This window comes from Azospirillum sp. VT-I1 (assembly GCF_055698305.1).
Genome location: NZ_CP168800.1, coordinates 2,246,140 through 2,258,596 on the forward strand (window position 1 = coordinate 2,246,140; position 12,457 = coordinate 2,258,596).

The window sequence follows — 12,457 nt, forward strand, 5'->3', positions numbered from 1 at the left end:
TCCGTCTCCTGTTGCGACTCGCCCGACCGGAAAACCATAATCAAAAAGTGGTTTAACCGGAAGGCGGAAAGAACGGAGCCGGTTGCAGTGCGGCATAGAGTATCGGGGCGTCCTGTATCGGGGCGTCAGGGGAGTGCCGCCGCCTCCGTCACCTTGCCATGTCCGGGGGCGCGGCCGGGCATGCGGTCGGGCTGGGCTCCGGCGACCGCACCGGCGATGCCGCCGGTCAGCCAGGCCGAGAAGGCGTTGCGGCCATCGGCACCGGTCCCGCGGTCGGCGCAGGCGGGGGTGGCGTCCATCCCGTCATCATCCTGACCGGCGGCATAGTTCCACAGCGGCAGGGTGGCGGCGGGCTCGGCGGCGGAGGCCGTGGCGATCAGGCCGGTGGAGCGCGGAGCGGGGCGGCTGTGCACTTCGATCAGGGCGACGCGGATGCCGGCGGCCCAGGCGCGGTCGATGAAGGCGCGCACCTGCCGCGCGGTGGCTGAACTGCCGGTGACGGCGTCGGGCGTGCCGCCGGTCAGCCACGCCGACGGGGTGGGGCCGCAGCCGCGCCGGTACTGCAGCGCCACCTGATCCTGCACATGGGTCTGGCCGCGATAGAGGCGCATCAGGCCGTGGCCGTAGCGCTCCAACTCGTCCATCGGGCCGCGGCTGGCGGTCAGCAGGCTGCGGTCGATCAGGATCAGCGTCGGCTTCACCGCGATCAGCCGGTCGAGCAGCGGCTCGAAATCGGCGAACTGGGCCTGTCGGTGGACGATGCGCAGGAATTCCAGGTTCGGCACGCCGCGCTTGGCGGCGATCTCCGCCATGCCGCGCTCGTCCAGGGTGGCGTCGCGGAGTGCTGTGTCGCCCAGCGCCACCACCGACACCGAATCGGGGTTCCGCGCCGCCCGGTCGGCCAGCGCATCGATGCGGTTCAGGTTGTACCAGGCGAAGGGCTGGTCGTAGAGCAGGGAGCCGGTCCACAGAACCGCCAGCACCGCCAATCCCCCCAAGGCCAGCGGCGCCAGCAGCAACCCGGCCCCCAGCGTCCACCAGCGGCTGCGGCCGCGTTGCGGTTCCGTGGTGGGGTGTTCGGCGTTGATTTCGGGGGCTTGCGGTTCCGGATCGGCCATCGGTGGGCTCCACGGCGGTGATGACACGGGTGTTCGGGTCTCGGAAATCATGCGGCGGGCGGTCGCATCGGGCGCTTGGCGCGCCGGGTGAGCGGCCGGCTTCTCCCACAACGCGCGGAGGAGGGAAATCGTCCTGCGGAAATTGGGGGTATCCCCAAGGGGCCGGAACACCCCTGCGGCAGGGTCGCCGTTTGCCGAACGCACCGATCCTGTGTAGGATCCCGGCCCGACAGGATGGCCTCACGGCAGGATTGGCCCCCACAGCAGGATTGGCCCCCACAGCAGGATTGGCCCCCACAGCAGGATTGGCCCCCACAGCAGGATTGGCGATGAGCACCGAAATCCGCACCTTCACCATTCCCGACGCCACCGCCGAGGAGGCGCAGACGCATCTCTCCGCCTTCCTGCGGACGGTGGAGGTCCAGCGCATCGAAACCGCCTACGCCGATGGCGCGTGGCGCGTGCTGGTGCTGTTCACCGACCTCCGCCGCAAGGAGGAATCGCAGCAGATCGAGGCGGCCATCGCCGCCGCGCTGAACGGCTGGCGCGACAAGGCCGCGGCCCAGGCCGGGGTGACGCGCGACGCCGTGCTGCCGGACGATCTGGTGCAGGAAATCGCCCGCTTCGCCCCGACGACCGAGCATGAGCTGTCGATCATCATGAACGCTCGCGGCCTGGGCGCCGCACCCCATGGCGGCGAGATCGTGCAGGTGGTGCGCTCCACGCTGGACCTGCTGATCGACGATTGATCGGCGGACCGGCGGCGTCCTATCCGCTTCGGTCGGGCGGGCCAAACCCAAAGGCTGTGCCTGCCCTGCCGTAAGCGTCAGTTGGTTCCAGAGCCCTGCCGTGCCAGGATTGCGCCCTTCACCGGCATCGACGGATGGGGTGGTTTGTGGCTTCGAAAGATCATCCGAAGACCCGCGTCGCGGCGGATGCAGTTTGGACCGCGGTTCCGGACTACCGGAAGATGGCGCAGGAACTGGCCCAGTTGGGGGCGGAAGCAGCCCGGCGCGCCCGCATGACCGGCAACGGCCATTACGCAAGGCTGGCCCGCACCCTGACCAGCCGGGCTGGGGAGATCCTCGACGATCTGGAGCGCGGCGGTAAGGTGTAGGGGTCTGGAAGTTTAGGAAAAGAAAACGGCGCCCGGGTGGGGCGCCGTTGTCGTTTGTGCGGAGTGGTTACTGACTTGACCCCACCCCGACCCTCCCCCGCTCTCGGCGGACCGAAGGTCCGTCCGAAGCGAGGGGAGGGGGATTAAGCGCAAGGGTGGGGAGGAGATCACACCACCTTGGCGTCGTGCATGGCGGCGATCTGGTCCTTGCTGTAGCCGAGCTGGGCCAGGACCTCGTCGGTGTGCTCGCCGAGCAGCGGGGAACCGGTGACCTCCACCGTCATGTCGGAGAACTTGATCGGGCTGCCGACCGTCAGGTACTTGCCGCGCTGCTTGTGGTCGACCTCAACCACCGTGCCGCTGGCGCGCAGCGACGGGTCGTTGGCGATCTCCTTCATCGACAGCACCGGCGCGCACGGGATGTCGTACTTTCGCAGGATGTCGACGGCCTCGAACTTGGTCTTGTCCTTCAGCCAATCCTCGATGATCGCGAAGATGTCGAAGATCTTGTCCTGACGGGCCAGCGCCGTGTTGTAGGCCGGATCGTCGATCCACTCCTCGCGGCCGAGAGCCTTGCAGATCGGCGCCCAGGCATGGCCCTGGATGGTGAAGTAGATGTAGGCGTTGGGATCGGTCTCCCAGCCCTTGCACTTCAGCACCCAGCCCGGCTGGCCGCCGCCGCCGGCATTGCCGCCGCGCGGAACCACGTCAGTAAACTTGCCATGCGGGTACTGCGGGTATTCCTCCAGATAGCCGACGCGGTCGAGGCGCTGCTGGTCGCGCAGCTTGACGCGGCAGAGGTTCAGCACGCTGTCCTGCATCGACACGGCGACCTTCTGGCCCTTGCCGGTCTTGGTGCGGGCCATCAGGGCGGTCAGGATGCCGATGGCCAGATGCATGCCGGTGTTGCTGTCGCCGAGCGCGGCGGCGGACACGGTCGGCGGGCCGTCCCAGAAACCGGTGGTGGAGGCCGCACCGCCGGCGCACTGGGCGACGTTCTCATAGACCTTCAGGTCCTGGTAGTGGTGGCCGTCGCTGAAGCCCTTGACCGAGGCGACGATCATGCCGGGGTTCAGCTCGCGGATCTTGTCCCAGCTGAAGCCCATGCGGTCGAGCGCGCCGGGACCGAAATTCTCGACCAGCACGTCGGATTCCTTGATGAGCCGGGTCAGGACTTCCTTGCCTTCGGCCGTCTTGGTGTCCAGCGTCAGGGAGCGCTTGTTGCTGTTCAGCATGGTGAAATAGAGCGCGTCGGCATCCGGGATGTCGCGCAGCTGGCTGCGGGTGACGTCGCCGGCGCCCGGACGTTCGACCTTGATCACGTCCGCGCCGTACCAGGCCAGAAGCTGAGTGCAGGCGGGGCCGGCCTGCACATGGGTGAAGTCGATGATCTTGATGCCTTCGAGCGGCTTGGTCATGACTGCAACACTCCCTTTATTCGCGTTGTTTACGTTTGTCCCGTGGACGTGTTTCTGCTTGCTCTGCTGTCCGGCCGGCCGACGCCCGAAGAAATGGAGGCGCCAAGGCCGGTGGCCGGCCGGTGTTCGATGTCCGCCGAAATCCGATAAGCCGAAAATCGGCGGGTCTTGTTGGGGGCTGGAACGGAGGACCGGATCAGCCGGCCGCGGTTGCGGACGCCTCGAGTTCGGCGAGGCGGCGGCGCAGTTTCCGGTCTTCGGCCCAGCGCGCGGTTTCGTCCCGCACCACGGCGACGATTCCGCTCACCGCACCGCCGGTCCCGCGAAGCAGCGCGACGGTGAAGGCGATCGACAGGCTGTGCCCGTCCTTGTGGACCGCCGGGACGCGCAGAAGATCGTGGCCGTAGCGGGTCTCGCCCGTGGCCATCGTCTTTTCGTAGCCGTCCCAGTGGCGCTGCCGCTGGCGTTCCGGAATGATGATGTCGAGCGACTTGCCCATCGCCTCGGCGGGGGTGAAGCCGAACATCCGCTCCGCCGCCGCGTTCCACAGGGTGATGGCACCGTTCGGATCGGACACGATGACCGCATCCCCGATCACCGCCACCAATTGCTCGCAATCGACAGCCGCGGGCGAACCCGCCGCTGCAACAACCGCGGGCGAACCCGCTGCTGCCGTCTGTTCCATGTCGATCTCCTTGGCGCTCGCCCCCTCTTGGATTGGGCGCCGGGGGAGCCGGTGCGCCATGGCCCGAAAGCCGCGCCGCACTGACATTATCGATACGGTATACCAGATGCCACCGCCCTTGCAAGCGGATTTGAGCGCGCCGCAAACTGTCCTTGTGGCGAACAGATAACCGTTTCGCGCAGGGAGGTGCGGGGAGGGAATCGGCAGCGCGGCCGTCATCGCACGATCGTTCGTGCGAATGCGGTTACGGGCGGGGGATCGCGGCGGCGAAGATCGCCGTTCCGCCGCGGTGAACTGGAAAGGAACCGGCAGGGCCGGTCGACCGGTGCCGCTATATCGGGAAGCGGGACGGATCGACCATCGATGGCCGGGTCAGGACTTAGCGGCGCCGAGCATTTCCCACGACCGAGGGGGCCGGAATGCTCTGCATGACGCCGCGGTCAGGCACGTGCAAGACGGGGAAGGTCGGCGGATCAGCCGACCAGATCGAAGAAGGGCATCGAGGCGTATTTGCTGGTCTTGATGTTGGCGACGACCTTGTCCTGCGAATGGCCGCCGCCGGCCAGGGTCGCCGGCAGCTTGATCACCTTGCCGACCGCCTTGGACGACTTGCTGATCGGATCCCATTGCAGGTTGAAGTTGATGATCTGCTTCTCGACGGCCGGCAGATTGTCCTGATGCACGCGGACATAGGGGCCGTGGATGATGCCGCCGCGGACCATCTTCGACACGGTCGGCGCATTGAAGGCGCAGCAGGGCAGCCCTTCCTCCACCGCGACGATGGTGGCGATGGCGCCGCCCAGCGAATGGCCGCAGAGGATGGGGTTCGCCTTCTTCAGCAGGACCTTCGCCTGTTCCAGCAAAAGCTTGGCGGCGCGGATGCCGGCGGGCAGGCTTTCGATGGTGTAGAGGGCGATGTCGGTCTTCAGGTTCTTGCCGCCGGCCATCTGGCCCGACGTGCTGCTGCCGACCGCCGTGCCGCGATAGGCGATGATGTACTGATCGGAATGCTTTTCCTGATAGACGGCGCCGAAGAAGCCGACGTCGGTGTCCTCATGGGTGAAGATCACCTGGAAACCGGGCGGGGAGCGCCGCGCCCCTTCCGCCTTGTTGAAGGCAGCCGCGTCGTTGCCGCGCCCCTTCTGGAAGTTATAGACGGTGTTCGAGGCAACGGCCAGATCGAGGATGTTGACCGGCATGGCGGCGCTCTTAAGTGGTAATCGGGTTCCTGAGACAATACCGGCACGCAAGGACTGTCAACAGACCGGCACGATTGTTATCGGCGAAAGTTATTCTGTTCCGGTTGTATCACTGAAAAGAAAAGGGCGCCTTGCGGCGCCCCTCCAGGGTTCCAAGGGCAACGGCCCTTGGCGGGTGGGGCAAGGGAGGGCCGGAGCCCTCCCTTGCCTCGTTAAGCCCGGTCTCTCGGATCAGACGTCCAGCAGCAGGCGGCGCGGATCCTCGATCAGCTCCTTGATGCGGACCAGGAAGGTCACCGCTTCCTTGCCGTCGATGATGCGGTGGTCGTAGGACAGCGCCAGATACATCATCGGGCGGACCTCGATCTTGCCGCCGATGACGACCGCGCGGTCCATCGTCTTGTGCATGCCGAGGATGGCGGACTGCGGCGGGTTGATGATCGGGGTCGACATCAGCGAGCCGTAGACACCACCGTTGGAGATGGTGAAGGTGCCGCCGGTCAGCTCGTCCATCGACAGCTTGCCGTCGCGGCCCTTCTTGCCGAGGGCGGCGATGGTGCCCTCGACGCCGGCGAAGTCCAGCTTGTCGGCGTCGCGGACGACCGGAACCACCAGACCCTGCGGCGTGCCGACGGCGACGCCGATGTCATAGTAGTTCTTGTAGACGATGTCGGTGCCGTCGATCTCGGCGTTGACGGCCGGGATCTCCTTCAGGGCCTGGACGGCGGCCTTGACGAAGAAGGACATGAAGCCGAGCCGCACCTTGTGGCGCTTCTCGAAGTAGTCCTTGTACTCGGCGCGCAGGGCGATGGCCGCCGACATGTCCACCTCGTTGAAGGTGGTCAGCATGGCGGCGGTGTTCTGCGCCTCCTTCAGGCGCTCGGCGATGCGCTGGCGCAGGCGGGTCATGCGGACGCGCTCTTCCTGCGCGGCCCGCGGACGGTCGCCCTGGGTGCCGGCGGCCCACACCATCTTCGGCGCCGGAGCCGGAGCCGGGGCCGGAGCGGCCGGCTTGGCGGCCGGGGCCGCCGGGGCGGCGAGCACGTCGCCCTTGGTGATGCGGCCGTCCTTGCCCGAACCGGCGATGGAGGCGGTGTCCACGCCCTTCTCGTCGGCCAGCTTGCGGGCGGCCGGGCCGGAAGCGGCGATGTTGCCGGGAGCGGCGGCCGGGGCGGCGGCCGGAGCCGGGGCAGCGGCGGCGGGAGCCGGAGCGGCGGCCGGGGCAGCGGCGGCCGCCGGAGCGGCACCGGCGCTGGCGCCCTCGTTGATGACGCCCAGCAGGGCGCCGACCTCGACGTTCGCCCCTTCCGGAGCGACGATCTCGGCCAGCACGCCGGCGGCCGACGCATTCACCTCAAGCGTGACCTTGTCGGTCTCCAGCTCGACCAGCGCCTCGTCCATGGCGACGGCCTCGCCGGCCTTCTTCAGCCAGCGGGCGACCGTCGCCTCGGAGACGGACTCACCCAGCGTGGGGACCTTGATGTCGGTAGCCATTTCTTATCCTCGTTCGTCTTCTTGTTCGCTTGGGTGATGGTCAGCGGACCGTCAGGGCCTGATCCAGAAGCTTGGCCTGCTCCTGGTTGTGACGCTTCAGCAGGCCGGTGGCCGGCGAGGCGGTGGCCGGGCGGCCGACGTAGGTGGGGCGGCCGGCCTTGTGGCCGACATCCTTCAGCACGGCTTCCAGGCGGCGGTCGGCGAACAGCCAGGCGCCCTGGTTCTCCGGCTCTTCCTGGCACCAGACCAGCTCGGCGTTCGGATACTTGGCGAACTCGGCCGCCAGCGCATCCTTCGGGAACGGATAGAGCTGCTCCAGGCGGATGAGGACCACGTCCTTGATGCCGCGGCTCATGCGCTCCTGCAGCAGGTCGTAATAGACCTTGCCGGAGCAGACCACGATGCGGCGGATCTTGTCGTTGGCGGCCAGATCGTTCGCGGTCTCGCCCAGCACGCGGTGGAAGCTGGTGCCCGGGCCCATCTCCGACAGGTCGGAGATGCACAGCTTGTGGCGCAGCAGCGACTTCGGCGTGAACAGGACCAGCGGCTTGCGGAAGCTGCGGCGGATCTGGCGGCGGAAGACGTGGAACAGGTTGGCCGGCGTCGTCACATTGCAGATCTGCCAGTTGTCCTCGGCGCACATCTGCAGGAAGCGTTCCGGACGGGCCGACGAGTGCTCCGGCCCCTGGCCCTCGTAGCCGTGCGGCAGCAGCATCACCAGACCGGACATGCGCAGCCACTTGGACTCGCCCGACGAGATGAACTGGTCGATGATGGTCTGCGCGGTGTTGGCGAAATCGCCGAACTGCGCTTCCCACAGGACCAGATTGTGCGGCTCGGCCAGCGAATAGCCGTATTCGTAGCCGACGACCGCGGCTTCCGACAGCGGGCTGTCATGGACCTCGAAGGTCGCCTGGTCCGGGCTGACGTGGCAGAGCGGGATGTACTTCTCTTCGGTGTTCTGGTCGTACATCACCGCATGGCGGTGCGAGAAGGTGCCGCGGCCGGAATCCTGGCCCGACAGGCGGACACCGGTGCCCTCGGCGACCAGCGTGCCGTAGGCCAGCGCCTCGGCGGTCGCCCAGTCGATGCCTTCGCCGGTCTCCAGCGTCTTCTTCTTGGCTTCCAGCTGGCGCGCGATCTTGGAGTTGATCGCGAAGTCCTTCGGGTACTCGCAGAGCTTGAAGCCGATCTGCTTCAGCGTGTCGATGTCCACGCCGGTCTCGCCGCGGTGGGGCGATCGGCGCCTTGCGCCTGCAGGCCGGCCCACTTGCCTTCCAGCCAGTCGGCCTTGTTCGGCTTGTAGGTGCTGGACGCCTCGAACTCACCCTCCAGCTTCTTCATGAAGTCCTGGGTGATCTGGTCGCCCTCGGCCTGGGTGATGACGTTCTCGCTCACCAGCTGCTTGGCGTACAGCTCGCGCGTGGTCGCGTGGGCGCGGATGTTCTTGTACATGATCGGCTGGGTGAAGCCCGGCTCGTCGCCCTCGTTGTGGCCGTGGCGGCGGTAGCAGACCATGTCGATCACGACGTCCCGCTTGAACTTCTGGCGGAACTCGATGGCGATGCGGCTGACATGCACGACGGCTTCGGGATCGTCGCCGTTCACGTGGAAGATCGGCGCCTGCACCATCTTGGCCATGTCGGAGCAGTACACGCCCGACCGCGAATAGGTCGGGTTGGTGGTGAAGCCGATCTGGTTGTTGATGATGAAGTGCATGGTGCCGCCGGTGCGGTAACCGCGCAGCTCCGACAGGCCCAGCGTCTCGGCCACGATGCCCTGGCCGGCGAAGGCGGCGTCGCCGTGGATCAGCACGCCCATCACCTGCTCGCGCTCCAGGTCGCGGCGCTGCTGCTGCTTGGCGCGCACCTTGCCCAGCACGACCGGGTTGACCCATTCCAGGTGGGACGGGTTGGCGGTCAGCGACAGGTGGACGATGTTGCCGTTGAAGTCGCGGTCCGACGAGGTGCCCAGGTGGTACTTCACGTCGCCGGAGCCCTGGACGTCCTCGGGGCTCGACGGGTTGCCCTGGAACTCCGAGAAGACGGCGGAGAAGGGCTTGCCCATGAAGTTGGTCAGCACGTTCAGACGGCCGCGGTGGGCCATGCCGACGACGACCTCCTTCAGGCCGAGCTGGCCGCCGCGCTTCAGGATCTGCTCCAGCGCGGGGATCATCGACTCGCCGCCCTCAAGGCCGAAGCGCTTGGTGCCGGTGTATTTCAGCTGCAGGAACTTCTCGAAGCCTTCGGCCGCGGTGAGACGCTCCAGGATGGCGCGCTTGCCGTTCACCGTGAAGTCGGTGTGGTTGCGGCCACCCTCGATGCGCTCCTGGATCCAGGCCTTCTCTTCCGGGTCCTGGATGTGCATGAACTCGACGCCGATCGTCCCGCAATAGGTCTTGTGCAGGATGTCGAGGATCTGGCGGAGCGTCGCCGTTTCCAGGCCGAGCGAGTAGTTCAGGAAGATCGGACGGTCGAGGTCGCCCGGGCCGAAGCCGTAGGTCGCCGGATCCAGTTCCGGGTGCGGCTCGCGCTTTTCCAGGCCCAGCGGGTCGAAATGCGCGTTCATGTGGCCGCGGACGCGGAAGACGCGGATCAGCATCAGGGCGCGGATGCTGTCCAGCGTGGCGGCGCGCAGCTGCTGCGGGCTGATGCCGCCATAGACCTGCTGGCTGTGGGCCAGCATGGCGCCGTTGGCCGGGCCGTTCATCGCGGCGGCGGCGCCGTTGGCGGCACCGTTGGGGGCGGAGACGATGAAGCTCTCGGCGACCGGGTCGCGCTTGGCCTTGGGGTCCTCCAGATCGGATACGGTCCAGGACGCGCCGCGCAGCTCGTCCAGGACGGCGCGCGAATCCTCGTCCAGATCCTGGAAGAAGCTGTTCCAGCTGGGATCGACGGCGGCCGGGTTGGACAGATAGCTGGCGTAGAGCTCGGCGACGTAACCGGCGTTCGAGCCGAAGAGGAACGAGGTCTGTTCCAGATTTGCCGACATGGTTTCACCTCGGGCGTGGACCCGGGTCCCTGTGGGAGAATTTCGTGTGGATGAAGGGGACGGGGTTGGATCCCCATGTGCAAACGCCGACGGGTGAGCGCCGACGACGAAGGCCGGCGGCACGGGAAACGCGCCGTCGACGCTTGCATATGGGTCCCCAGGACCGTCCGTCCAAGAGGGCCGCCCGGAGGTGCGAGGGGCAGCGGGCGGGGCACCGCGGCGTCCCGCCCGTCATCCTCTCCTTCAAAGGCGCGAGGCCGCGGACGCCACGGTGAGGCGGCGTCCGCAGGCGATCAGCCCTTGAACACCTTCAGCATGGTGGAGCCCAGGCTGGCGGGGCTGTCGGCGACGGCGATGCCGACCGACTTCATGAAGTCGATCTTGAAGTCGGCGGTGTCGTTGCCACCGGAGATCACCGCACCGGCATGGCCCATGCGGCGGCCCGGAGGAGCCGTGCGGCCGGCGATGAAGCCGACGACCGGCTTCTTCGTGCCCGACGCCTTGATGAACTCGGCGCCGCGGACTTCGGCGTCGCCGCCGATCTCGCCGATCATGATGATGCCCTCGGTCTCCGGGTCCTTCACGAACAGCTCAAGGCTGTCGACGAAGTTGGTGCCGTTGACCGGGTCGCCGCCGATGCCGATGCAGGTGGTCTGGCCGAGGCCGGCCGCCGTGGTCTGCGCGACAGCTTCATAGGTCAGCGTGCCGGAGCGCGAGACGATGCCGATCTTGCCGCGCTTGTGGATGTGGCCCGGCATGATGCCGATCTTGCACTCGTCCGGCGTGATGATGCCGGGGCAGTTCGGGCCGATCAGGCGGGTCTTGGAGCCGTCGAGCGCGCGCTTGACGCGGACCATGTCCAGCACCGGGATGCCTTCGGTGATGCAGACCACCAGCGGGATCTCGGCGTCGATCGCTTCCAGGATCGCGTCCGCGGCGAAGGGCGGCGGCACGTAGATCACGGAGGCGTTGGCGCCGGTCTTCTCGACCGCCTCGGAGACGGTGTCGAAGATCGGCAGGTCGAGGTGCTTGGCGCCGCCCTTACCCGGCGTGACGCCGCCGACCATCTTGGTGCCGTAGGCGATGGCCTGCTCGGAGTGGAAGGTGCCCTGGGCTCCGGTGAAGCCCTGGCAGATCACCTTCGTGTTCTTATCGACGAGAACAGCCATGTTACGCGGCCTCCTTCACGGCCTTGACCACCTTCTCGGCGGCATCGGCGAGGTTGTCGGCCGAGAGGATCGGCAGGCCGGATTCGGCCAGGATCTTCTTGCCCAGATCGACGTTGGTGCCTTCCAGGCGGACCACCAGCGGAACGTGCAGGTGCACTTCGCGCGCCGCGGCGACGACGCCCTCGGCGATCACGTCGCAGCGCATGATGCCGCCGAAGATGTTGACCAGGATGCCTTCGACGTTGCTGTCGGACAGGATCAGCTTGAAGGCCGCGGTGACGCGCTCCTTCGTGGCGCCGCCGCCGACGTCGAGGAAGTTGGCCGGCTCGCCGCCATACAGCTTGATGATGTCCATGGTGGCCATCGCCAGACCGGCGCCGTTCACCATGCAGCCGATGTTGCCGTCGAGCTTGACGTAGTTGAGGCTGTGCTTGGCCGCCTCGATCTCCGCCGGATCCTCCTCGGCCTCGTCGCGCAGCTCTTCCACGTCCTTGTGGCGGAACAGCGCGTTGTCGTCGAAGTTCATCTTGGCGTCGAGCGCCAGGATGTCGCCCGAACCGGTGACGATCAGCGGGTTGATCTCGACGATGGCGCAGTCCAGGTCCACGAAGGCCTGATAGGCGGCCTGGATGAACTTGGCGGCGGCGCCGACCTGCTTGCCTTCCAGGCCCAGCGCGAAGGCGACCTTGCGGGTGTGGTAGCCCTGGATGCCGGTGGCCGGGTCGATGGCGACCTTGACGATCTTCTCCGGCGTGTTGTGGGCGACTTCCTCGATCTCCATGCCGCCTTCGGTCGAGGCCATGATCGTGACGCGGCCGGTGGCGCGGTCGGTCAGCATGCCGAGATACAGCTCGCGCTTGATGTCGGCGCCTTCCTCGATGTAGAGGCGCTTGACCTCGCGGCCTTCCGCGCCGGTCTGCTTCGTCACGAGGACGTGGTTCAGCATCTCGGCGGCGTTCTTGCCGACTTCCTCGATGGACTTGACGACGCGGACGCCGCCCTTGCCCTCGGGGTTGTCCTTGAAGCGGCCGGCGCCGCGGCCGCCGGCGTGGATCTGGGACTTCACGACCCAGACCGGACCGCCCAGCTCGCGGGCGACCGTCTCGGCCTCCTGCGGGGTGTAGGCAACGCCGCCGCGGGGAACCGCGACGCCGTACTTCTTCAGCAGGCTTTTCGCCTGGTACTCATGGATGTTCATCGGGCGTCCATCTGTTTTTTGGTTCGGCTGACGAGAACGGGTCGACTGAAGGACAAGACGGGCGCACC

At 67.1% G+C, this 12,457-nt stretch carries 9 protein-coding genes and 1 pseudogene; 2 read left to right on the forward strand and 8 right to left on the reverse strand.

Annotated elements, in window-relative coordinates:
- Positions 1-125: 125 nt before the first annotated feature.
- Entirely contained in the window at positions 126-1,118 is a 993-nt protein-coding gene (locus AB8P05_RS10780; protein WP_472757928.1) for a hypothetical protein, read from the reverse strand.
- Between the two features lie 329 nt (positions 1,119-1,447).
- On the opposite strand from AB8P05_RS10780, the gene AB8P05_RS10785 reads away from it, so the two are divergent.
- A complete protein-coding gene (locus AB8P05_RS10785) occupies positions 1,448-1,867 on the forward strand; it encodes an HRDC domain-containing protein (protein WP_455170796.1) in 420 nt (139 codons plus the stop codon).
- A 221-nt stretch (positions 1,868-2,088) separates the two neighbouring features.
- Complete coding sequence (locus AB8P05_RS10790) at positions 2,089-2,235, forward strand: hypothetical protein (protein WP_455170797.1); 147 nt, start codon at positions 2,089-2,091, stop codon at positions 2,233-2,235.
- A gap of 167 nt (positions 2,236-2,402) precedes the next feature.
- Here AB8P05_RS10790 and frc read toward each other — a convergent pair whose 3' ends face one another.
- From frc to sucC, 7 genes and pseudogenes are all read right to left on the reverse strand, one after another.
- Positions 2,403-3,653 carry a formyl-CoA transferase gene (gene frc / locus AB8P05_RS10795; protein ID WP_472757929.1) on the reverse strand — a complete coding sequence of 417 codons (1,251 nt, stop codon included), beginning with the start codon at positions 3,651-3,653 and terminating at the stop codon, positions 2,403-2,405.
- Between the two features lie 196 nt (positions 3,654-3,849).
- Positions 3,850-4,557: a PAS domain-containing protein gene (locus AB8P05_RS10800; RefSeq protein ID WP_472757930.1), complete on the reverse strand. Its 708-nt coding sequence runs from the start codon at positions 4,555-4,557 to the stop codon at positions 3,850-3,852.
- Positions 4,558-4,811: 254 nt separating this feature from the next.
- Entirely contained in the window at positions 4,812-5,537 is a 726-nt protein-coding gene (locus AB8P05_RS10805) for a Tle-like phospholipase domain-containing protein (protein WP_472757931.1), read from the reverse strand.
- Between the two features lie 231 nt (positions 5,538-5,768).
- A complete protein-coding gene (gene odhB, locus AB8P05_RS10810; RefSeq protein ID WP_472757932.1) occupies positions 5,769-7,031 on the reverse strand; it encodes a 2-oxoglutarate dehydrogenase complex dihydrolipoyllysine-residue succinyltransferase in 1,263 nt (420 codons plus the stop codon).
- Positions 7,032-7,071: 40 nt separating this feature from the next.
- Positions 7,072-10,022 (reverse strand): annotated as a pseudogene (locus AB8P05_RS10815) (2-oxoglutarate dehydrogenase E1 component).
- Between the two features lie 293 nt (positions 10,023-10,315).
- A complete protein-coding gene (gene sucD, locus AB8P05_RS10820; protein WP_014246680.1) occupies positions 10,316-11,191 on the reverse strand; it encodes a succinate--CoA ligase subunit alpha in 876 nt (291 codons plus the stop codon).
- Position 11,192: 1 nt separating this feature from the next.
- Positions 11,193-12,389 (reverse strand): ADP-forming succinate--CoA ligase subunit beta, encoded by a 1,197-nt coding sequence (gene sucC, locus AB8P05_RS10825; RefSeq protein WP_472757933.1) that lies wholly within the window; start codon positions 12,387-12,389, stop codon positions 11,193-11,195.
- Positions 12,390-12,457: the final 68 nt, after the last annotated feature.